The sequence below is a fragment of the Mesorhizobium sp. B2-1-3 genome (assembly GCF_006442495.1).
GTDB lineage: Bacteria > Pseudomonadota > Alphaproteobacteria > Rhizobiales > Rhizobiaceae > Mesorhizobium.
This window is the reverse complement of the sequence record NZ_VFWL01000018.1, coordinates 1-21,888: the sequence shown is the minus strand read 5'-3', so window position 1 is coordinate 21,888 and position 21,888 is coordinate 1. Positions and strand designations below refer to the sequence as shown.

20 protein-coding genes and 1 tRNA gene are annotated in these 21,888 nt (G+C 62.3%); 11 read left to right on the top strand and 10 right to left on the bottom strand.

The features are described from left to right. Positions 1-48 precede the first annotated feature (48 nt). On the bottom strand, positions 49-669 hold the full coding sequence (locus tag FJ973_RS24405) for a J domain-containing protein (RefSeq protein WP_140500760.1): 621 nt from the start codon (positions 667-669) through the stop codon (positions 49-51). Positions 670-852: 183 nt separating this feature from the next. Here FJ973_RS24405 and FJ973_RS24400 point away from each other — a divergent pair, with 183 nt between their 5' ends. Then, positions 853-1,155 carry a BolA family protein gene (locus FJ973_RS24400; RefSeq protein ID WP_140500759.1) on the top strand — a complete coding sequence of 101 codons (303 nt, stop codon included), beginning with the start codon at positions 853-855 and terminating at the stop codon, positions 1,153-1,155. Positions 1,156-1,210: 55 nt separating this feature from the next. On the opposite strand, the gene FJ973_RS24395 is transcribed toward FJ973_RS24400, so the two are convergent. Next, positions 1,211-2,017: an alpha/beta hydrolase gene (locus tag FJ973_RS24395; protein WP_140500758.1), complete on the bottom strand. Its 807-nt coding sequence runs from the start codon at positions 2,015-2,017 to the stop codon at positions 1,211-1,213. 341 nt (positions 2,018-2,358) lie between these two features. Between FJ973_RS24395 and FJ973_RS24390 the strand changes: the two genes are divergently transcribed. From FJ973_RS24390 to FJ973_RS24380, 3 genes are read left to right on the top strand one after another with little or no spacing between them, the layout of a single operon-like run. Next, positions 2,359-4,308, top strand: a complete 1,950-nt coding sequence (locus FJ973_RS24390; RefSeq protein WP_140500854.1) for a PrkA family serine protein kinase — start codon at positions 2,359-2,361, stop codon at positions 4,306-4,308. 19 nt (positions 4,309-4,327) lie between these two features. Continuing rightward, positions 4,328-5,638, top strand: a complete 1,311-nt coding sequence (locus tag FJ973_RS24385; RefSeq protein ID WP_140525767.1) for a YeaH/YhbH family protein — start codon at positions 4,328-4,330, stop codon at positions 5,636-5,638. 10 nt (positions 5,639-5,648) lie between these two features. Further along, positions 5,649-7,193: a SpoVR family protein gene (locus tag FJ973_RS24380; RefSeq protein WP_140558090.1), complete on the top strand. Its 1,545-nt coding sequence runs from the start codon at positions 5,649-5,651 to the stop codon at positions 7,191-7,193. 47 nt (positions 7,194-7,240) lie between these two features. On the opposite strand, the gene FJ973_RS24375 is transcribed toward FJ973_RS24380, so the two are convergent. The 3 genes from FJ973_RS24375 to FJ973_RS24365 are packed head-to-tail and all read right to left on the bottom strand — an operon-like array spanning position 7,241 to position 9,935. After that, the gene (locus tag FJ973_RS24375; protein WP_140558088.1) at positions 7,241-8,134 is read right to left on the bottom strand and encodes an HlyC/CorC family transporter; all 894 of its coding nucleotides are present in this window, start codon (positions 8,132-8,134) and stop codon (positions 7,241-7,243) included. Continuing rightward, positions 8,131-9,327: a 3-dehydroquinate synthase gene (gene aroB / locus FJ973_RS24370; RefSeq protein ID WP_224655979.1), complete on the bottom strand. Its 1,197-nt coding sequence runs from the start codon at positions 9,325-9,327 to the stop codon at positions 8,131-8,133. The genes FJ973_RS24375 and aroB overlap by 4 nt, the downstream gene beginning before the upstream one ends. Then, positions 9,324-9,935: a shikimate kinase gene (locus tag FJ973_RS24365; protein WP_140500753.1), complete on the bottom strand. Its 612-nt coding sequence runs from the start codon at positions 9,933-9,935 to the stop codon at positions 9,324-9,326. Before FJ973_RS24365 ends, aroB begins: the two co-directional genes overlap by 4 nt. Before the next feature lie 207 nt (positions 9,936-10,142). Between FJ973_RS24365 and FJ973_RS24360 the strand changes: the two genes are divergently transcribed. The 5 genes from FJ973_RS24360 to FJ973_RS24340 all read left to right on the top strand — a co-directional run bounded on the left by FJ973_RS24360 (position 10,143) and on the right by FJ973_RS24340 (position 14,098). Then, positions 10,143-10,295 (top strand): histidine kinase, encoded by a 153-nt coding sequence (locus FJ973_RS24360; protein WP_140513945.1) that lies wholly within the window; start codon positions 10,143-10,145, stop codon positions 10,293-10,295. A gap of 22 nt (positions 10,296-10,317) precedes the next feature. Next, a complete protein-coding gene (locus FJ973_RS24355) occupies positions 10,318-11,235 on the top strand; it encodes a site-specific tyrosine recombinase XerD (RefSeq protein ID WP_140513912.1) in 918 nt (305 codons plus the stop codon). Between the two features lie 98 nt (positions 11,236-11,333). Then, positions 11,334-12,284, top strand: coding sequence for an acetyl-CoA carboxylase carboxyltransferase subunit alpha (locus FJ973_RS24350; RefSeq protein ID WP_140558087.1), 951 nt, complete (start codon positions 11,334-11,336; stop codon positions 12,282-12,284). Between the two features lie 252 nt (positions 12,285-12,536). Beyond that, positions 12,537-13,856, top strand: a complete 1,320-nt coding sequence (locus FJ973_RS24345) for a murein L,D-transpeptidase family protein (RefSeq protein WP_140500750.1) — start codon at positions 12,537-12,539, stop codon at positions 13,854-13,856. Between the two features lie 11 nt (positions 13,857-13,867). Next, positions 13,868-14,098: a sulfurtransferase TusA family protein gene (locus FJ973_RS24340; protein WP_181170949.1), complete on the top strand. Its 231-nt coding sequence runs from the start codon at positions 13,868-13,870 to the stop codon at positions 14,096-14,098. Between the two features lie 12 nt (positions 14,099-14,110). Here the strand turns inward: FJ973_RS24340 and FJ973_RS24335 are convergent, their stop codons facing one another. Together FJ973_RS24335 and FJ973_RS24330 are read right to left on the bottom strand one after the other, a co-directional pair. Next, the gene (locus FJ973_RS24335) at positions 14,111-15,244 is read right to left on the bottom strand and encodes a GTP-binding protein (protein WP_140525773.1); all 1,134 of its coding nucleotides are present in this window, start codon (positions 15,242-15,244) and stop codon (positions 14,111-14,113) included. 3 nt (positions 15,245-15,247) lie between these two features. Further along, positions 15,248-16,408 carry a D-alanyl-D-alanine carboxypeptidase family protein gene (locus tag FJ973_RS24330; RefSeq protein ID WP_140525774.1) on the bottom strand — a complete coding sequence of 387 codons (1,161 nt, stop codon included), beginning with the start codon at positions 16,406-16,408 and terminating at the stop codon, positions 15,248-15,250. Between the two features lie 201 nt (positions 16,409-16,609). Between FJ973_RS24330 and FJ973_RS24325 the strand changes: the two genes are divergently transcribed. Together FJ973_RS24325 and FJ973_RS24320 are read left to right on the top strand one after the other, a co-directional pair. Next, positions 16,610-17,773 (top strand): M20 aminoacylase family protein, encoded by a 1,164-nt coding sequence (locus tag FJ973_RS24325; protein ID WP_140558083.1) that lies wholly within the window; start codon positions 16,610-16,612, stop codon positions 17,771-17,773. An 85-nt stretch (positions 17,774-17,858) separates the two neighbouring features. Beyond that, positions 17,859-17,935, top strand: a tRNA-Arg gene (locus FJ973_RS24320). A gap of 218 nt (positions 17,936-18,153) precedes the next feature. Here FJ973_RS24320 and FJ973_RS24315 read toward each other — a convergent pair. The 3 genes from FJ973_RS24315 to FJ973_RS31170 all read right to left on the bottom strand — a co-directional run. Next, positions 18,154-19,935 (bottom strand): hypothetical protein, encoded by a 1,782-nt coding sequence (locus FJ973_RS24315; RefSeq protein WP_140558082.1) that lies wholly within the window; start codon positions 19,933-19,935, stop codon positions 18,154-18,156. 368 nt (positions 19,936-20,303) lie between these two features. Then, a complete protein-coding gene (locus tag FJ973_RS24310) occupies positions 20,304-21,443 on the bottom strand; it encodes a helix-turn-helix transcriptional regulator (protein WP_140558080.1) in 1,140 nt (379 codons plus the stop codon). 204 nt (positions 21,444-21,647) lie between these two features. After that, positions 21,648-21,888: hypothetical protein (locus FJ973_RS31170; RefSeq protein WP_210239954.1), on the bottom strand; the 241-nt coding region annotated here is incomplete at its 5' end.

The window sequence follows — 21,888 nt, the reverse complement described above, 5'->3', positions numbered from 1 at the left end:
TTTTCCACCCTTATGAAAGTTGGAAAACGACACGAACCGTTGGGTCGCTCAGCACAAACCCGCCTGCTTGAGCACGCGATAGGCCTGGAGCACATCGCGGAACCGGTCTTCCGAACCTCTGTCGCCGCCATTCGCATCCGGATGGTGACGCTTCACCAGTTCCTTATAGCGCGCCTTGATCTCCTTGCCAGTCGCCTTTGTATCAAGGCCAAGCGTTTCCAGCGCCTTGGCCTCAAGCGGCTTGGCCTTGCGCTCGCGCACCTCCCGGGGATCCTTCGGCCCCTTGAACAGGTCGAACGGGTCGCGCATCCGGTTGTAGTAGCCGGCGCGGCCGGAGCGCATCTGCGCCATATCGGGAGACGAGCGCGTCGAGGCGCCGTTGACGCCCATCTTCCAGGTCGGCCGATGGCCGGTCATCGCCTCCTTCTGGAAACGGGCGACCTCGGTGTCCGGAACGCCGGAAAAATAGTTGAAGCCCTTGTTGTACTCGCGCACATGATCGAAGCAGAAGCGGAAATACTCGCCCTCCTTCATGCGCCCGACCGGAGCGCGATGGGTGCCCGCCTCCTTGCAGCCATCCCACTGGCAGATCGGCGCGTGCGACTTCAGCTCCGCGTCCTTCTCCTGGCGGATGCGGATCTTCTCGAAATATTTGGGATACGGCTTCATCTAACCCATTTATGGGGCGTTCGCAGATGCGAAACAAGAATTGACATTTTCGCGATGATCGCCCTAACCGCTGAATCGCGGCATAAAGCAGGCGAAGGACCGATTTTGTTGAAGCGCGGCATGCAACGAAGTCGGTTCGGCTTCCGCGATCCCGCTGGCGATATGTGGTGAAGGGAGACGGCAATGTCCATACAGGCAACCATGGAAGACAAGTTGAGCAAGGCATTTTCGCCGGAGCGGCTGGTCGTCATCAACGAAAGCCATCTGCACGCCGGCCATCATCATGTGGAATCCGGCCACCAGGCTACGTTCGACGGCACCGGCGAGACGCATTTCCGCGTCCGCATTGTTTCGCCGGATTTTGCCGGCATGAGCCGCATCGAGCGCCACCGCGCGGTCAACGCGCTTTTGGCCGACGAATTGAAGGCTGGCCTGCACGCGCTGGCGATCGAACCGGCGGCTCCCGGCGAAAAGACGCGCTGGTAGGCCGGTCCTCCTCGCTCCTCGCGGTGACGTTCAGAGCTCCGTTTCGATGCCGCAATCACCCAACCGCCGATTTCAGGAATGCCAGTGCCGCCCCGGTCAAGGCGTCGCCGTCCTCGCCGAAATCGCGGTTGATCGACATGTGCGTATAGGCGCTGCCGTCGAACAGCGTCACCTTGGTGCCGGTGGCGCGCAAGCGCTCGGCGAACGCCTTGGAGTCCCCGTCCCGGCCCGAAGCGCCTGAGTAGGCGATGAAGGTCGGCGGGTGCTTGCGGCCATCTACATAACTGGCCGGCGATAACGCCGCCCATTGCGCGGGATCGGGGAAGGCCCGCGCATAGGCCCCCGCCATGCCGCCATTCCTGGAAAGCGCGGTGAGGTCATAGGCCCTGGTGTCGTCGAGAAGCAGCGCGGCGACACCCGGTAGACCGCCGCGCATGCCGGTCAGCGCAACGAGGTGGCAACCGGCCGAATGGCCCATGGCCACGATCCGCCTGGCATCGCCGCCATGCCGGGCAATGTTGGCGCGGACATAGGCATAGGCCTTTTCGACATCGTCGGCCTGGGTGGCGACCTCCGCTTCGGGCAGCATGCGATAGTCGATGGAGACCAGGCAAAACCCGTTGGCGAGCAGGAAGGCCGGCTTCGCGTTGACCTGCGAGCGCTTGCCGGAGCGCCAGGCGCCGCCATGGACGAAGAAGACGACCGGCAATCCGCGTGCGCCATCCGGCGCATAGATATCGAGCTTGGCCGGCCCGTAATCGAAGGTTGTCGGCACGGGTTGGCGCTGGCCCCATGCGACCGATGTGCCCAATGGCAACATCGTCGCCGCGGACACCAGAATAAGGCTTCGTCGATCGATCATCGCAATCTCCCGATCGTTGGGCCCGATATGTAGACGAGGAATGCCCGCACGCACCACGAGCATCCCGTTAGACTTGGGAGTGCTCAACGATCTGATTCAACACCGTACCAGCCGCATCAATGCACTCGCTTTGCCGTTCGGTTCACGAAATCGATATTTGCCCTTGACGGTCTCCTCTGGCCATCACCACCTGAGATATCAGACGAGCATTGTAACTGTGTGCTGTCCAAGTTCGATGCAGATACACGCTCTCTCTCCAACGTGGAGGGAACCACAATGCATCCCGGTAGTTGAATGAGATGAGCCGGGCGGCAGCCAGAATGGCTCTGAGGGCAACCATCATGGGTGAGAACCAGTCCGACGTCTTCGATCTGTTTTCGGAGATTTATGCAAACGCGGGCCAGGAGGAAATAAGCCTCCAGCAGTATCTCCTTGCCTGCCGGGAAGACAAGTCAATGTATGCCTCGGCGCCGGAACGGATGGTCGAGGCAATCGGCGAGCCGAACCTGGTCGACACCAGCAAGGACGAGCGGCTCGGCCGCATTTTCTCCAACCGCACGGTCAAGGTGTATCCCACCTTCTCCGATTTCTACGGAATGGAGGATACGATCGAACGCATCGCCGGCTATTTCCGCTATGCGTCGCAAGGGCTCGAGGAGCGCAAGCAGATCCTCTATCTCCTCGGCCCTGTCGGCGGCGGCAAGTCCTCCCTGGCCGAACGGCTGAAGAAACTGATGGAGGAACGCCCGATCTACACGCTCAAGGCCGGCAATCAGATCAGTCCGATTTTCGAGTCGCCGCTCGGCCTGTTCCATCCCGATCGCATGGGCGATCTGCTGGAGGACAAATACGGCATAGCCCGGCGTCGCCTCAACGGCATTATCTCGCCCTGGGCGGCCAAGCGGCTTGATGAATTGTCTGGCGACATTTCCAAATTCAGCGTGGTGAAATTGATGCCCTCGCGGCTGCGCCAGATCGCTATAGCCAAGACGGAGCCTGGCGACGAGAACAATCAGGATGTCTCGGCTCTGGTCGGCAAGGTCGACATCAGGCAATTGGAGGATTTCAGCCAGTCCGATCCGGACGCTTATTCCTACAGCGGCGGGCTGAACCGGACCACGCAAGGCCTGCTCGAATTCGTCGAGATGTTCAAGGCGCCCATCAAGGTCCTGCATCCGCTGCTGACGGCGACCCAGGAAGGCAGCTATAACGGCACCGAGAATTTCGGCGCCTTCCCCTATCAGGGCATCATCGTTGCCCATTCCAACGAATCGGAGTGGCAACAGTTCAAGAACAACAAGAATAATGAGGCCTTTCTCGACCGCATCCTCGTGGTCAAGGTGCCGTATTGCCTGCGGATCACCGAAGAAAGGCATATCTACGAGAAACTGTTGCGCGAGAGCGAGCTGGCCGGCAGCCCCTGCGCACCTGAAGTGCTGGATATTCTCAGCCGGTTCACGGTCTCGACCCGTCTTGCCGAGCACGACAATTCGCCGCTCTACACCAAGATGCGCGCCTATGACGGCGAAAACCTCAAGGAGGTCGACCCCCGGGCCAAGTCGGTTCAGGAATATCGCGACGCCGCCGGCGTCGACGAGGGCATGACCGGCGTAAGCACGCGCTTCGCCTTCAAGATCCTGTCGCAGACATTCAACTACGACACCAACGAGGTCGCCGCGGATCCCGTGCACCTGATGTACATTCTGGAAGAGGCGATCAAGCGCGAGCAGTTCCCAAAGGAGACGGAAGCGAGCTATCTCGAGTTCATCAAGTCGGAACTGGCAACGCGCTATGCCGAGTTCATCGGCCACGAGATCCAGAAGGCCTATCTGGAATCGTACAGCGAGTATGGCCAGAACCTATTCGACCGCTACATCGCCTATGCCGATGCCTGGATCGAAGATCAGGACTACAAGGATCCCGATACGGGCCAGATCCTCAATCGCGAGATATTGGACAAGGAATTGTCGCAGGTCGAAAAACCGGCCGGCATCGCCAACCCCAAGGATTTCCGCAACGAAGTGGTCAAGTTCACGCTGCGTGCCCGGGCACGCAACCACGGCCGCAACCCATCATGGACAAGCTACGAAAAGCTGCGCGAAGTTATCGAGAAGCGCATGTTCGGCCAGGTCGAAGATCTTCTGCCGGTGATCAGTTTCGGCTCCAAGCAGGACAGCGTCACGGAAAAGCGGCACAATGAATTCGTGCAGCGCATGGTGCAACGCGGCTACACCGAGCGGCAGGTACGGCGGCTGGTCGACTGGTACATGCGCGTGAACAAGGCGGGCTGAGAAAAGCCCGGATGGTTCCATGCCGATCTTCATCGACCGCCGCCTCAATCCGAAGGACAAGAACCTGGGCAATCGCCAGCGCTTTCTCAGGCGCGCGCGGGAAGAACTCAAGCGGAGCATCCGTGACCAGATAAGGACGGGCCGGATCGCCGATGTGGACAGCGGGCATGCCGTGCCGATGCCTCACAGAGGCACCAGCGAACCGACCTTCAGCGATGCCAGGGACAGCGGCCGGCGCCAGCACATCCTGCCAGGAAACAGGACGTTCATTCCCGGTGACCTGGTGCCCAAACCCGGGCAGGGCGGCGCAGGTTCCTCGTCGCCGGGAAACACGGCATCCGAGGACGACTTTCGCTTTGTGCTTTCGCGCGAGGAAGTTCTCGACCTCTTTTTCGAGGATCTCGAACTGCCGGATCTGGTCAAGCTCAATCTCAAGCAGATACTCGCATTCAAGCCAAGGCGGGCAGGTTTTGCGGCAACAGGATCACCGACCAACATCAATGTCGGGCGCACGATGCGAAACAGCCACGCCCGCCGTATCGCGCTTGGGCGCCCAAAGCAGCCGGAGCTGGATGCGATCCTCCGGCAGCTCGCCAAACTGGAATCGAAGCCGCCAAACGCCGCGACCCGCGAACGCATCTTGACTTTGCGGGAGGAACTCGAGCGGCTGGAGCGCCGCCGAAAGCGTATTGCCTTTGTCGATCCCGTCGACATCCGCTTCAATCGCTTCGACCCGCAGCCGGTGCCGAATGCCAGCGCCGTCATGTTCTGCCTGATGGACGTCTCCGGGTCGATGGGCGAGCGCGAGAAGGATTTGGCCAAGCGCTTCTTCGTTCTGCTGCACCTGTTCCTGACCCGACGCTATGAGCGCACGGAGATCGTCTTCATCCGCCACACGCACGAGGCCCAGGAGGTGGACGAAGAGACATTCTTCTACTGCACGCAAAGCGGAGGCACGGTCGTTTCCACCGCGCTGGAGGAAATGCAACGCATCATAGAACAACGCTATCCGGCCACGGAGTGGAACATCTATGCCGCCCAGGCTTCGGACGGTGACAATTTCGCCACCGACTCGCAGCGCTGCATAGAACTGCTCCATGGCAAGCTCATGCGCCTGTGCCAGTATTTCGCCTATGTGGAGATCATCGACGAACGCGAAAGTCATATTTTCGGCTCGACCGAAAATGGCACCTCGCTCTGGCGCGCCTATAGCGCCGTCGAGCAAAAATGGCCGAACTTCCAGATGAGGCGCATCGCCGCTCCGGCCGATATCTACCCGGTATTTCGCCAGCTTTTCGCCAGGCAGCCGGCTATGGCCAAGAGCGCGTAAGGGGTGCCGGATGGCTGGCCAGGCCAACAAATCGGGGTTGCTTTTCTCCGGATCCGACTGGGATTTCAAAAAGCTGTCGCGGGTCTATGAGGAGATCGAGGCGATTGCGGTCGACCAGCTTCATCTCGACACCTATCCGGTGCAGATGGAGGTCATCTCTTCCGAGCAGATGCTCGACGCCTACTCGTCGGTCGGCATGCCGCTGATGTACCGGCATTGGTCGTTCGGCAAGCATTTCCTTTACAACGAGCTTCTCTATCGCAAAGGCGGTCGCGGGCTGGCCTATGAATTGGTCATCAATTCCAATCCCTGCATCGTCTACCTGATGGAGGAAAACACCATGGCGCTGCAGGCCTTGGTGACCGCCCATGCAGCACTTGGACACAATCACTTCTTCAAGAACAATTACCTTTTCCGCCAATGGACGGATGCCGGAGGGATCCTAAGCTATCTGGACTTCGCCAAGGGCTACATCGCCCGGTGCGAGGAGCGGCACGGCCTGGCCGCCGTGGAAGCCATTCTCGATTCCGCTCACGCGCTGATGGAGCAAGGCGTGTTCCGGTATCACCGGCCGCCGAAACTGTCGTCGGAGCAGCAGCGCGAGGGACTTCGCGAGCGCCTCGAATACGAGGAGCGTTCCTACAATGACTTATGGCGCACCCTGCCGCCCACGCAGGACGCCGACAACTCCGAAGCGGGCGATGAAGGCGTGTCGGAACGGAAGAAATCGCTCAATCTGCCCGAGGAAAACCTGCTCTATTTCCTTGAGAAGAACAGCCTCGTCCTCGAACCCTGGCAGCGCGAGATCCTCAGGATCGTCCGTATCATTGCGCAGTATTTTTATCCGCAGCGGCAAACCCAGGTGATGAACGAAGGCTGCGCCACTTTCGTGCACTACACGCTCATGAACATGCTGTTCGACCGTGGCCGGATCACCGAAGGCGCGATGCTCGAAATCCTGCGCAACCACTCGAACGTGATCTTCCAGCCATCCTTCGACGACCAGCGGTTTTCCGGCATCAACCCCTACGCGCTCGGGCTTGACATGATGCAGGACATTCAGCGCATCTCGACCGAGCCGACAGCCGAAGATCGCGACTGGTTCCCGGACATAGCCGGCCGTGGCGACTGGCTTGAGACGCTGCTCGACGCCTGGGCCAACCACCGCGACGAATCCTTCATTCGCCAGTATCTCAGCCCGACCTTGATACGAAAATGGCGGCTCTTCGTCCTGGCCGATGGAGCCGACCAACCGCACTACGAAGTCGCATCGATCCACAACGAGCGCGGCTACAACAACATACGCGCCGCGCTGGCCCACAGCTATGATGTGGGCGCGAGCCGGCCCGACATCCAGGTTGTGGACGTGGACCTGCTCGGCGACCGGCATTTGCGGCTACAGCACAAGGTGAAGAATGGGGTCGTGCTGGAGAATGACAGCCGCGACGCGACCCTTCGCCACATCCGGCATCTCTGGGGCTATGAAGTCAGCCTGGCGGCCGTCGACGCCGACACCGACGCAATGGTCGGCGAACGCTCGACCAAGGACTGTTGAGCATCAGGGATGACGCGGTTGTGCGTGTCTGCGACACGATGGACCGTTCAGCTGTCGCCTGCCGGCCTGATCCTGAGCCTGGCGACGCGGTTCTTGTCGCGTTTCATGACGATGAAACGCTTGCCGTGGAAGGTGAAGGCCTGCTTCTCCTCGGGGATCGACTGCGTCTCATGGATGACCAGGCCGGCGATGGTGGTTGCCTCCTCGTCCGGCAGGTCCCAGTCGAGCGCCCGGTTCAGGTCGCGGATCGGCACGGTTCCGTCGACGACGACGGAACCGTCCGCCTCCTGCTTGACGCCCTGTATGTCGACATCGTGCTCGTCGGCGATCTCGCCGACAATCTCCTCGATGATGTCCTCCAGCGTCACCAGCCCCTCGACCTCGCCATACTCGTCGACGACGACGGCGAAATGCGCCTTGCGGCGCAGGAAGGCGTTGAGCTGTTCCTGCAATGTCGTCGTATCGGGCACGAACCAGGGCTTTGACGCGATCTTCATCACATCGATCCTGGAGAAGTCGTTGCCGACATCGTTGAGCGCGCGCAGCAGGTCCTTGGCGTGCAGCACGCCGACAATGTTGTCGAGCGACCCCTTCCACAAAGGCATGCGGGTGTGCGGGCTCTGCAGGATCTCGCGCACCACGGCTTCCGGCGCATTGTCGGCGTTGACCGAGCGCATATTGGTTCGGTGGACCATGACGTCGGAGACTTCGAGCTCCTCGAGGTCGAACAACCCGCCGATGCGATCGCGCTCCTCGCGCACCACCTGGCCGTCACGGCGGAAATCGTCGACGGCGCCGCGCAGCTCGTCCCCGCTCGAACGCTGCGGCTCGATGCGCGACAGTTCATAGCCGAAAGCGGCAAGCAGGCGCGTGCGCATGGCGACGGCCAACACGATGAGGACGGCAAGGACAGCGATGACGATCCAGCCGGCCCCATTCATTTCGGACGGCTTCCTTGCCTGTCCGGACGGCTCTCTTGCCTATCCCGGCGGCTTCCTTGCCGGCCTTCCGTCGCGCTCGGGTGGTTCTCCCTGAGGAACGACAGCACCTCCGAGGCCGGCACGTCCTTGGCGATGAAAGCCTCTCCGATGCCGCGCGTCAGGATGAAGGTCAGCGCGCCGCGCGACACTTTCTTGTCCTGGGTGATGAAGCCAAGCAGCGCATCGGCGTCGGGCAGTTCGCCCGGAATGTCGGCCATCCGCCACGGCAGTCCCACCGTGTTGAGATGCGCCTCGACGCGCGCCGCGGCGTCAGGACTGGCCAGGTTGAGCCGCGACGAGAAGCGATGCGCCAGCGCCATGCCGATGGCGACCCCCTCGCCATGCACGAGGCGGGCGCCGTCATATCGGGTGGCGGCCTCCAGCGCATGGCCGAAAGTGTGGCCGAGATTGAGCAGCGCGCGGTCGCCGGTCTCGAACTCGTCGCGGGCAACGACATCGGCCTTGGCGCGGCAGGCCTCGGCGATGGCCTCTACCCTCTCCGGTCCGCCGGCGAACACGCTGGCCCAGTTTTTCTCCAGCCAGGCGAAGAATTCGGGCCGGTCGATCAGCCCGTATTTGGCGAGTTCGGCATAGCCGGCGCGAAATTCGCGGATCGGCAGTGTATCGAGCACTCCAGTATCGGCCAGCACCAGCTTCGGCTGGTGGAAGACGCCGACCAGGTTCTTGCCGCGCGCGCTGTTGATGCCGGTCTTGCCGCCGACCGAGGAATCGACCTGCGCCAGGAGCGAGGTCGGGATCTGCACGAAGTTCATGCCGCGGCGCACGATGCCGGCGGCAAAGCCGGCCAGGTCGCCGATAACGCCGCCGCCGAGGGCGATGACGACGTCGCCGCGTTCCAACTTCGCGGCCAGGACGCCGTCCACCACCTCTTCGAGATGCGCGAAACTCTTGGTTTTCTCGCCGGGCGGCAGCGTGATCACGGCGGGCTCGATGCCGCTCTCGAGCAAGCCGGCCTTCAGCGTATCGAGATGCGCCGCCGCGACGTTTTCGTCGGTCACGACCGCGGCGCGTCGGCCCGGCAGGCGGCGCGACATCTCGGCGCCGGCGTGCGACAAAAGCCCCGGCCCGATCAGGATGTCGTAAGCCCGCTCGCCAAGTCCGACCTCGACGGTAACGGCAGCAGCGGCGCTCATGGTTCGACCTCGCCCGCGGGAGTGGTCTGGGCTATATCGAAATGCCGGCACAGCGCCTCCACCACCTCGGCCGCGATGACTTCCTTGCGGTCGTCGCGGGTCGGCACGGTGACGTCCGATGTCGCATAGACCGGATAGCGTTCACTCATCAGCCGCTCGAGCACGCCACGCGGATCGGGGCTCTTCAGCAGCGGCCGGTTCTGTTTCTTGGAGACCCGGTCCATCAAAAGGTCGAGTTCGGCCTTCAGCCATACCGACACGCCATGTGCCGCTATCGCCTCGCGCGTCTGTGCGTTCATGAAGGCGCCGCCGCCGGTCGACAGCACCTGCGGGCCGTTTTCCAGCACGCGCAGGATGACGCGCTGCTCCAGCGCCCGGAACTCCGTTTCGCCATAGCGTTCGAACAGTTCCGGAACGGTCATGCGCGAGACGTTTTCGATCTCCTGGTCGCTGTCGATGAAAGGCAGCGCCAGCACGGTGGCGACCTTGCGGCCGATCGCGGTCTTGCCGGCGCCCATCAGGCCGACAAAGACGATGGAGCGGCCGCCGAGCCTGCCCAGCAGCGCGGCATGGCTCCCGCCCGGAGGATTTGCTGGTAGCGCGTTCATCAGCCTCGAAGCCCTCTTTGCCGGCGTATCGACATGAAAAGCCCGGTTGCGTCAAGCGCACTGAGGCAGGCTGGCCTCCCGCGAGCGAGGAACCGGCTGCATTGGAAGTTGCCGGCGCGCTTCAGCTTCTTGCTTGAATTGGCCGGATTGGCGTCCCATAAGGGCACAGGGTTTGGAAACGCAGAACAAGAAGACGGGCGAAGATTGATGCCGACACTGTTTCGCCTTGTCGTGATAACAGCGATTCTGGCGGGCATCGCCTATGGTACGATGTTCGCGTTGGTGATGTTCGTCGAGCCGAAAAAGGCGGAAATGAGCGTGCGCATCCCTGCGGAAAAGCTGAACCCAAAGAAAAACTGAGCCCGAAGAAAAACTTCAGGAAATGAACAGCGCTGCCCGCATCGAAGCCTTTCTGGAGATGATGAGCGCCGAGCGGGGTGCCGCCGAAAACACGCTTTCCTCCTATCGCCGCGACCTCGATGACGCTTCGCAGGAAATCCCCGGCGGTCTTGCCGGCGCCGGCGCCGAAGACATCCGCGCCTATCTCGACGACATCGCCGCACGCGGCTTCGCCCCGACATCGCAGGCACGCAAATTGTCGGCGATCCGCCAGTTCTTCAAATTCCTCTACGCCGAGGGCCTGCGCCGCGACGACCCGACCGGCACGCTAGACAGCCCGAAAAAAGGCCGCCCGCTGCCGAAGACCATGAGCGAGGCCGACACCGGCCGGCTGATCGACCGCGCCGCGCAGGAGGCCGGCGATGCCGGGCTCGGCGACAGCGACAGGCTGGCGGCGCTGCGTCTGCACGCGCTGGTCGAAGTGCTTTATGCGACAGGCCTGCGCGTTTCGGAACTGGTCGGCTTGCCGGTGACGGTGGCGCAGCGCGACGACCGTTTCTTCATGGTGCGCGGCAAGGGCGACAAGGAGCGCATGGTGCCGCTGTCGGCCAAGGCGCGCGCGGCGATGCGAGCCTGGCTCGCCGCCCGGGCCAAGGTGCCCGCTTTCGCTGACAGCCCGTTCCTGTTTCCTGCCGCGTCGGACAGCGGCTACCTCTCGCGCCAGGTCTTCGCTCGCGACCTCAAGGGGCTGGCGGCCCGGGCCGGCATCGCCTCGGCCAAGGTCTCGCCACATGTGCTTCGCCATGCTTTCGCCAGCCATCTCTTACAGAACGGGGCTGATCTCAGGGCCGTCCAGCAACTGCTTGGCCATGCCGACATATCGACGACACAGATCTATACCCATGTGCTGGAGGAGCGATTGGTGCGGCTGGTCAACGATCATCACCCGCTTGCCGACTAGACCTCATATCGCTATGTGAGGGCGACGTTCCATCGCCCGGAGCCCCGGATTTCAGGGTCCCGCCAGTCTTTGCTTCCGACGTATCGGTCCGCCCAAGCATGTACAACTACCTCGATTTCGAAAAGCCGGTGCAGGATCTGGAACTCAAGATCCTGGAACTGAAGAAGCTTGCCGAGAACGGCGAGGCGGTCGATGTCGCCGACGAGATCAGCAGGCTCGAGAAGCGGTCGCGCGATGCCCTGCGCGATCTCTACAAGGCATTGACCCCATGGCAGAAGGTGCAGGTGGCGCGCCATTCCGACAGGCCGCACTGCGTCGACTACATCAAGGGCCTGTTCAGCGATTTCACGCCGCTCGCCGGCGACCGCAATTTCGGCGAGGACCAGGCGATCGTCGGCGGCTTTGCCCGGTTCCGCGGCGAACCGGTAGCGATCCTCGGCCAGGAGAAGGGCTCCGACACGGCGAGCCGGCTGAAGCACAATTTCGGCTCGGTGCGCCCCGAAGGCTATCGCAAGGCCGTGCGGCTGATGGAGCTTGCCGACCGCTTCAAGATCCCGCTGCTGACATTGGTCGACACGGCCGGCGCCTATCCCGGCGTCGGCGCCGAGGAGCGCGGCCAGGCCGAAGCCATTGCCCGTTCGACCTCGGCCTGCCTTGCGCTCAAGGTGCTATCGATTTCGGTTGTCATCGGTGAAGGCGGTTCGGGCGGCGCCATTGCCATCGCCACCGCCAACCGCGTCTACATGCTGGAACATGCCATCTATTCGGTGATCTCGCCCGAGGGCGCGGCCTCCATCCTGTGGCGCGACACGACGCGCTCCAAGGACGCGGCGACCAACATGAAGATCACCGCCCAGGACCTTCTGGAACTGAAGATCATCGACGCCATCATTCCCGAACCGATCGGCGGCGCCCAGCGCGCACCCGAAACGGTGATTGCCGCGACGGGCGATCTCATCGCCAAGACGATGAAGGATTTTGCCGGCGCCAACATGGATTTTCGCGAGCAGCGCCGCGAGAAGTATCTGGCAATGGGCCGCAGCCTCTGACCACGATTTGGCGGCTCAACCGGGCCGCCGCAAGCCGCCTCCACGGCAACGCTCCACGGCAATGTGGCGGCGATGAGCAATTTCGCCACAAAAATGCCGCCGGATTCGGTTCAATGGAATTGCCGTGAGGGGTGGCCGAGGCTTGCGGTAAGGAATTTTCAAGGTTAACGGGCGTACGGTCCGTCTGTGTTCAGCATGCGGGCTCGGCCGTTTCGAAGCCATTGGCCCGAAAGAGAAGACGTAGCCTTATCCATGTTTGCCAAGCTTGCCCGCACCGGAATTCTCATCACCGCGATAGCCGTTGCCGGCTGCAATGATTCGTCGATGAAGGATTTTGCCCCGGAGGCCAACAAGCCCCTGCCCGACAAGATCCTAGCCGACATGAGGGCCAAGGGCATGGTGCGCACCTCCTCGGTGATGGCGCGCATCTTCAAGGAAGAGGGCAAGCTCGAAATCTGGAAGGCCAAGACCAACGGCCGCTACGACATGGTCGCCAGCTACGATATCTGCAAATGGTCGGGCAAGCTCGGGCCGAAATACACCGAGGGCGACCGCCAGGCGCCGGAAGGTTTTTATACCGTGCGTCCGGCGCAGATGAACCCGCGCTCGAACTACCATCTGTCCTTCAACATCGGCTATCCCAACGCCTATGACCGCGCCAACGGCCGCACCGGCTCCAACCTGATGGTGCACGGCGCCTGCTCGTCTTCGGGCTGCTATTCGATGACCGATGCCCAGATCGAGCAGATCTATGCGTTCGGCCGCGATGCCTTCCAGGGCGGCCAGACCGAGTTCCAGATCCAGGCCTTCCCGTTCCGCATGACCGCCGCCAACATGGCGCGCTACCGCAACGACCCGAATTACGAATTCTGGAAGATGCTGAAGGTCGGCTACGACAATTTCGAGATCACCAAGGTACCGCCGAAAGTCGACGTTTGCGAGAAGCGCTACGTCTTCAACCAGGTGGCTCCCGAAGGCACCACATTCAATCCGACCGGCCCCTGCCCTGCGTCCACGCAGCCGGATTCGCTGAAAAGCGCCTACAGTGCTTATCAGAGCACGTATGAGGCTGCGTTCAACGGCGCCCTCAAGGCAAGCACGCCGGCGCCCAAGCCCACCATCGCCGGCATCAAGGAAGCCAGCATCGTCTCCGACTGGTCCAAGCGCCGTGCGCGCGGCGAGCGCGTGCCGATCGACCCGCCATCGCTCAACTCGGACGGCTCGGTCACCGAGACGGCGCGCATGGGCCGCATCGATTCGCCCGCCGGCCGCAAGATGGCCGCGCTCGATGCCGAAAAGGCCGCGAAGCAAAAAGCCGAGGAGCAGCGGCTGGCCGCGATAGAAGCTGCCAAGCAGGCCAAGGCGCAAGCGCTGGCCGAAAAGGAAGCCGCCAAGGCGCAGGCGCTGGCCGAAAAGGAAGCGGCCAAGACCGCCAAGGAAGCCCCTGTCGCCACCGCGACGATCGAAGCGCCGGCCGAGCCCGCACCGCCGGCCGAAACGCAGGCCGCAAGTGCCGACGAGAGCCGCGTGACGAGGCTGAAGAACAAGCTGCTCGGCATGTTCGGCGGCTGACATTTTTCGCCGTGACCGACGTCACCGTCTACGATCTGAAGGGGCTGAACTGCCCTTTGCCGGTGCTGAAGGCGAAGAAGCGGCTGGCCGGGATGCGGCCCCGCAGCCGGCTCTGGCTGGAAACGACCGATCCGCTCGCCGTTATCGACATTCCGGCGTTCTGCGCCGACTCTGGTCATCATCTCGTAAAGACATCCGCCATATCAGGCGGTCACCGCTTCCTGGTCGAGCGCGGCGAATAGCTGTCGTAAAGGTCAGCGTCCCGCGATCGCCAGGGGATTGTTCTCCAGCGCCGCGCGGTCGGGCGTGTCGATCGAGGGCCGGTTGGTGAAGGCGGCAAACAGTCGCCTTACATAGTCTTCGGGCATGTCGAGCGTGATCAGCACCAGCCGGGTGCCGCGCTGGCCGTCCGGCCAGGACGGCAATCGAGCCGGCGGATGCAGGATTTTCTGCACGCCATGCACCACCAGCGGCCGCGACGGATCTTCCTCGAGTTCGATGACGCCCTTCATTCGCAGCAGGCGCTCGCCATGCGTGGAGCGCAAAAGATCGAGGAACATCTCGATGGCCGAGAACGGCACCGGGCCGTCATGCACCAGGGAGTGGGTGCGAATGCGCTGATCATGCCGGTGCCCGTGGTCGTGGCCGTGCCCGTGGTCATGCCCGTGGTCATGCCCGTCATGATCATGATGATCATGATGATCATGGTTATGCATCGCTTCTTCGCCGAGCCAGCGCCGCACATCGGCGGATTTGGTCGCCGGGTTATAGAGGCCGCAGTCGAACAGCGCTGCGACGCTCGTTTTCGCATCGTCGACAGCCAGCAGTTCGGCGCCCGGATTGATCTGCCGCAGCCGCGTCCGCAGCGCTTCCGGTCCATCCGGACCAGCGACCAGGTCGGTTTTGGAGAGCACGATGCGGTCGGCGACGGCGACCTGCTTGACCGCCTCGACATGGGCGTCGAGCGTGGCATCGCCGTTGGCCGCGTCGACCAAGGTGATGACGCCGTCGAGCCGGAAAGCCTGGACCAGTGCCGGATGCGCCATGATCGATTGCAGCACCGGTGCCGGATCGGCAAGGCCGGTGGTCTCGACGATGACGCGGGCAAGGCGGGCGATGCGGCCGGTCTGCAGCCGGTCGACCAGATCGGCCAGCGTGTCGACCAGTTCGCCGCGTACCGTGCAGCAAAGGCAGCCGTCCGAAAGCTGGATGATGCCATCGGACGCCTGTTCCACCAGCAGGTGATCGATCGCCACTTCGCCATATTCGTTGATGATGACGGCCGTGTCGGCCAGCGCCGGGTCCTTCAGGAGCCGGTTGAGCAGCGTCGTCTTGCCGGCGCCGAGAAAACCGGTCAGCACGGAAACAGGGATGGGAAAACCGCTCATTGCCTAGTTCGCAACCTTGACGGGTTGGTCGCCCTGCGCAGCCGAGCCCGCCACCGTCGGGCCGGCGCCGGGCGCCGGTCTGTCCGGCCGCCAGGTCGGAATAGGCACGTCGGCATATTCCTGGCTGCCCTGGGCGAGCATGGCCAGCGGGGTCGGGCCGGTCGCGCCGCCAAGCCCGACGGCAACCAGCGTCGGCACATGGTCGAGCTTTTCCTGGTAGGGCGATTTCGGCACGTTCTTGGCGACGGCGGGCGGCGCCTCGGACTGCTCCGCCGGCGCCTTCTTCTTGCAGACCTCGTCCCGCATGTCGTTGGGCGAGATGGTGTCGCCGTAGGGCGCCAGCGTGGCAATGGTGGCCGAGCCGGCGGCAGGCGTATCGAAACCCTGGTCGAGCAGTTTGGCCGCGGCCTCGGCACGGGTGATCGCCGACTTCTCGCCGAGCACCACCGCCACCAGCGTGCGGCCGTTGCGGGTCGCCGAACCGATCATGTTGAAGCCGGAGGGGCAGACGAAGCCCGTCTTCATGCCGTCGGCCCCGGGATAGCGGCCGATCAACAGGTTGTAGTTGGGGATCGCCCTCTTGCCGACCGCAAGCCCCTCGATCGAGAACCACGGCGCATATTGCGGAAACTCGCGGCGGATCGCCGTCACCAGCACGGCCAGGTCGCGCGCTGTGGTGTACTGGTCCGGCGAATAAAGCCCGTTCGGATTGACGAAATGCGTTCCGTTCATGCCGAGCCGGACCGCTTCGGCGTTCATGCGCTCGGCAAAGGCTGCCTGCGATCCCCCGACATTCTCGCCGACGGCCATGGCGATGTCGTTTGCCGACTTGACCAGCATCATCTTCAGCGCATTGTCGAGCCGCATCACCGAGCCTGGCTTGAAGCCCATCTTGCTCGGCGGCTCGGCGGCGGAATGTTTCGTTACCTTGATCGGCGAATCGAGCCGGACCTCGCCGGCCGCTATCGCCCGGAAGGTCACATAGGCCGTCATCAGCTTGCTCAGCGATGCCGGGTACCAGCGCTTGAACGCGTCCTGATGCTGGAGGATCTTGCCGCTGTTCAGGTCGAACAGCACGACCGGATTGGCCAGCGCCGGCCCGGCCAGCGCCGAGAACGCCACGGCGCCCGCGCAGAATAGTTTGAGGAAATGCCTGTGCCGCATGATCGAATCCGAAATCGCCTCTTGCCGTAGTCGCCCCTGGCTCCGTAAGATTTACGCGATCGCCAGCAAAATGAGTCCGCCCTCAAAAACGGACCGCATTGTTGCGGTGCTATTTACTCTATGTGACGTCAACATGGCAAAGTGCCTGACGATCACAATTGCAAGGCAGCGGACCTGCCCCAACAGCGAGATGGAACCATCATGCCAATCCTGAACCGTGCCGCCGAAATGCAGGACGAGGTTGCCGGCTGGCGACGATATCTGCACCAGACCCCGGAACTGAATTTCGACGTCTTCAAGACAGCCGCCTTCGTCACCGAGAAGCTGAAGGCCTTCGGCTGCGACGATGTGGTGACGGGGCTGGGCAAGACCGGCGTCGTGGGCATCATTCGCGGCCGCCAGGGCGAAGGCGCCACCATCGGCCTGCGCGCCGACATGGACGCGCTGCCGCTTAACGAGATCACCGGCAAGCCCTATGCCTCGACCGTTCCCGGCAAGATGCATGCCTGCGGCCATGACGGCCATACGGCGATGCTTTTGGGTGCGGCGAAATATCTCGCCGAGACGCGCAATTTCGCCGGTTCGGTGGCGGTCATCTTCCAGCCGGCCGAAGAAGGCGGCGGTGGCGGCAACGAGATGGTCAAGGACGGCATGATGGAGCGTTTCGACATCGCGAAAGTGTTCGGCATGCACAACATGCCGGGCCTGCCGGTCGGCCAGTTCGCCATCCGGCCGGGCCCGATCATGGCGGCGACCGCGGAATTCACCATCACCGTGAAGGGCCGCGGCGGCCATGCGGCGATGCCGCACGGCACGATCGATCCGATCGTCATCACCAGCCAGCTGGTTGGTGCCCTGCAGACGATCGCCTCGCGCAGCACCGACCCGGTCGAAGCCGTGGTGGTGTCGGTGACCAAATTCCATGCCGGCGACGCCTACAACATCATCCCGGAATCGGCCGAGATCGCAGGCACGGTGCGCACCTTGCGCAAGGAAATCGCCAAGAAATCGGAAGAGCGCATCCGCAGCATCTGCGACGGACTGGCCACGGCCTTCGGAGCCAAGATCGAGGTCGATTACCAGGCGAACTACCCCGTAACCTTCAACCATGCGGAAGAGACGGTCTTTGCCAGCGATATCGCGGCAAACGTCGCCGGCGACGCTCATGTCCATCGCGGCATCCAGCCGGTGATGGGCGGCGAGGACTTCTCCTACATGCTGGAAGCCAGGCCCGGCGCCTTCATTTTCATTGGCAATGGCGACACCGCCGGCCTTCACAACCCGGCCTATGACTTCAACGACGAGGCCATCCCGCACGGCATGAGCTACTGGGTGAAGCTGGCCGAAACCGCGCTCGCCGCCTGAGGCCTGGCGGCGGCAGGGGCCGGCCGATTGTGTTCGGCCCGCCCCTTGGCGAAACGATCGGAAGCGGCTATGTGTCGGGCCGCGTGGTCCCGTAGCTCAGTAGGATAGAGCGGCAGATTCCTAATCTGTAGGTCACAGGTTCGATTCCTGTCGGGATCACCACGTTTTGCTGCTTAAGCCGGATACTGTCGGACCTGAATCGGACTGAAACCAGAGCCGATCACTGGGGTCGCATCGGTCATCTGTACGGAACCTGCATGCGGATTTCTACCGTTCGAATAACGTCAGAAAAGCGCTTGCAGACGTTCCGACAAATCGGAAATTGGGTGATTGGTTGGAGCCCGGTCGACGGACCGCAGCGGTCCCGTCCGGGATGAGGTTCAGAGCCGTTCCAGCGTCAGCATGCCCGGATCGCCCTTCCAGGCTTTGGAAAGTTCGTCCGCGGCTTTCGTTGCGGCGGCAGTATCGCCTTGGGCCTCCGCCGCCTGCTGCAGCCCGAACAGTGCCCAGGCGCTGCTGCGTGCGCGGTGGAGCGCCGCCACAAACTCCTTCGCCGCGTCCGCCGGCTGACCGTTCTTGAGGAGGGCGGCACCGAGGGACTGCCGCACGGGATAATACCAGTACGGAGGCTCCATGTAGGGGATCGTGTCCTCCGTTTCGACCGCTTTCTTCCAGAAGGCTATCGAGCCGCCGACGTCATTCTCGGCCTGCGCAGCGCGGGCACGTACGACATCTTCGGCCACTTGCAGGACCGACAATGCCGGGATTCCCCAGGCATCGTGCACCGACCAGTCGGTTTCCTGAGCGATCTTGTGGATGGCGTCCGCCTCGACTCGCGCGCCCGAGGCGTCCTTCTTCTCGGCCAGGGCGACGCCGCGCGCATAGTGCCACATCGATGTGATGTAAGGCGGCGCGCCGGCCGGCTCGGTCTTAGCCAGGATCGCATCCGGTTCGGCATATTGCGCCCAGGCGAAATACGGAGCTGCCTTCACCGGCTGCACGATCGGTATTGCCGTGGCCACCTCGTTAGTCAGAAACTTGTCCAGCTTCTCAGCCTCTGCAAGCACCGTCTTCGAGTCACCGAGGAGCTGGGCCGAAACCAATACGAAGTGCACGTTGTGGGAATAGTAGCCGAGCGGATAGACACCGGTAGCGCCGGTTTCGGCGAGATAGGTCTCGTCCACTTTCGAGGCAGCTTCGTTGGACTTCAGTGAATCCGTGTAGCGGCCGACGCGATAGTAGATGTGGCTCGGCATATGGACGATGTGTCCGGCCCCCGGCATCAGCGCTGCTAGCCGGTCCGCGTAGGGCTCGGCGCGCTCCGGACGATCCGAGGCCTCAACAAGATGAATGTAGAGGTGAATCGCCATCGGATTGTCGGGCTTCCTGGCGAGAACGCCTTCCAGCCGCCTCTGGAGGTCGGCGGTGCGGCCCTTGGGTTCCTTGCCGCCCGGCTGCCAATAGTCCCAAGGCTGCGTGTCCATGCCGGCCTCTGCGGCCAGCACAGCGAGCTCGAGATCGTCAGGATATTTGTCGGAAAGCGCCGCAGTTGCATCGGCGAAGGCGGCGTTCAGGGTGTTTCGATCGGCCTTGGGATCTTCGGAATACCGCGTGGCGACCGCCTCGATCAGTCCCCGCTCCTTCTCGGTGGCACCGGATGAAAGCGCCTGCGCCTTTCGAAGAGCAGTGATCGCTGGTGCATTTGCGGTGGGATCCATCGGCACGTTGATGTTCGGGCCCAGGACCAGTGCCTCGCCGAGGAAGCACATCGCACAGTCGGGATCGAGGCTTTGTGCCTTGCGGAAGGCGCGTCGCGCCTCCGCGTGGTTGAAGTTGGTGGCGAACCGCAGCCCCTGGTCAAAGTATTTTTGGGCATCGGCGCTCTTTGTGCTGATCGGATAGCTCAGGGAGCCCAGGTCATCCCACAATGGCGGCTGGGCCTCCTCGTAGGCCTTCAAGTCTTGCGGGGCCAGTGATTGGCCGGCAGCGGCCAGAGCGACGCAGTGTGTGATGTCGAGTTCCCCCGGCAACGATACTCTTGGCGCCGCAAGCTGCGACTGCAACGGACTGTCCGCGGCGTAAGCAATGGCAGCACCTGTGCCGAAACTCATTAAGGCAATAGCTGTCCATCCTGCACTTGGCAGGCAAGCACGCAGTTTCATCTGAACCTCCTGGCGTTCGGTACGATCGGCAAGCTCCGATCAGCCCTGTCTTTCCAATTCTCGATCGGAGGTGCGGGCGTTGATGATCCGCCTCGCGCCGCCGTTTGGCAATATATTTCCTACTGCTAATGTAATAGCGGACGCGATGTTTTCTGCTCACCTCTTCGGCCCGAAGGCACTAGTCGGACACCAGAGGGATTCAGGCACGCGCCGTTGCAAAAACCAAATATCGTCTGACCGCCCGCCCCGCTTGAGACGTATCGGATCGAGACCGGCGCCTGTTGTTGTGAAGTGCCACGGCCCCGATTCAGCGCAGAATGCAACCCTTGGACCGTCAGGGCTTCACCCGAACGGGTGACACCGCGACTTCAATGCGTGGAGGACCCTTGGTATCGGGACAAGAGCTTCGCGAGTTCCGCCTGACTTCCGGTGCTTGTTTTCGAGAATATTGCACGGAGCTGGGTTCTGGCGGTTTCACGGCCAATTCCCAGGGCAGAGCTTGCCGCGCCGATACCTCGGCCATCGGCAAGGCGGCAGGCCAGCCGCGTTTCGGCTGCTGTTAGTTGAAAGGCGTGCCTTATCAGTTGCTTGGGTAGCGCCGGTTCGGCCACAAGATCGGTAAAATAGAGGAGCGCGTCTCCGCCGTTAAAGAGGTCATGGACGAACGAGGTCATCGCCATGGCTTCAGCAAGAAGCCATGGCGAACCCTCGCGGGCAATCAAAACGGGCTCCCCGTCGCTCAAGTCGCCGCATTGGCTGACCACGCCTGCGATCAATTTCTGCAAGCGTGAATCACTGGGCCGATCTGCCGCCCGGAGACGACCACCGTGGATAACGAGGCCAGTACCAAGCAGAGCTTCCGCGTGTTTATTGTAGCGGGTGACGCGGCCTCGGCAATTCAGCAACAGCGCTGCGCTTCCCATCCTATCCAGAATGGCCAGGTTCGGTTCGACTGCCGTTTCCCAAACCTTTTCCGCAGCACTGATGATGCGAACCATCGACGGAACGATCGCCAAGAAATCCTCGGCTTCATTCCGGTAGAATGGCCCCTTATGAGCGTCACGAAACATCGAGAGCATCCACCTTCGATCCTTCACCATGAAGTCTATTGCAGCCCACCATTCCCGGTCGCCTGGACGCGCGATTTCTTGGTAATAAGGGAGAACCTCGCGCTCATCACGAGTGGTGATCTCATCCTCGACAACGAAGCTGTCTGTCAGTTTTGCCAACCTCTTGCGCGGTCTACGTTCATGCGGATCGGGAGCACCTTCGATTCTTTCGATCCAAAGGGCGGCGAATTCGGCATGTTCGGTCGAATCGGGTCTGAGCGCGGTCGGCGATCGCTGATCGCTACGAAACGGGTGAGTTGGATCGCAGGTGCGGATAACGCAACTTGTGGCTCCTAGGGAGTGGGCCAGCATTTGAAGCGCTGCGGGCCACTGCCTAAACTCGAACGCGGCGTCGTAGCAAGCCTCGATCGCAGCGGCAATGTTCCGATTGTCGGACATAGGATTTGCGTCGCGATCCCGGTTTCTCGCCCTTTTTCTCCTCATGGCCCGTCGACGGCCCTCCAGCTACAGGCCCCGCAACCGGCTCCGGTCAGGGATGTTTATTTCCCGCGGCCATGCTCGACAGACGGTCAGCTGAGGACCTATCGTCAGACTGACGCATCGAATGAGAGATAGCTACATTAGCATAATAGCCACGCAACTTCACCGATGCTTCTCGACGAAATCTCTGCACGCAGGTGAAAGCCGTTCGATCTGGCTTTCAAGGTCGCATTTACCCATCGGTTTCGTCGGGCAAAACCGTGCGTAGTCGCGGCGACATCCCTTGCCTTCGAAAATTTTGAAAGATCTTACCTGCGTAGGGTTTGTTGCGTTGACTGAACTGGGTATCAGCCCGGTTTCGATCTCCATCGCACCGTCACGACTTGACCCCTTGCTTCCACCC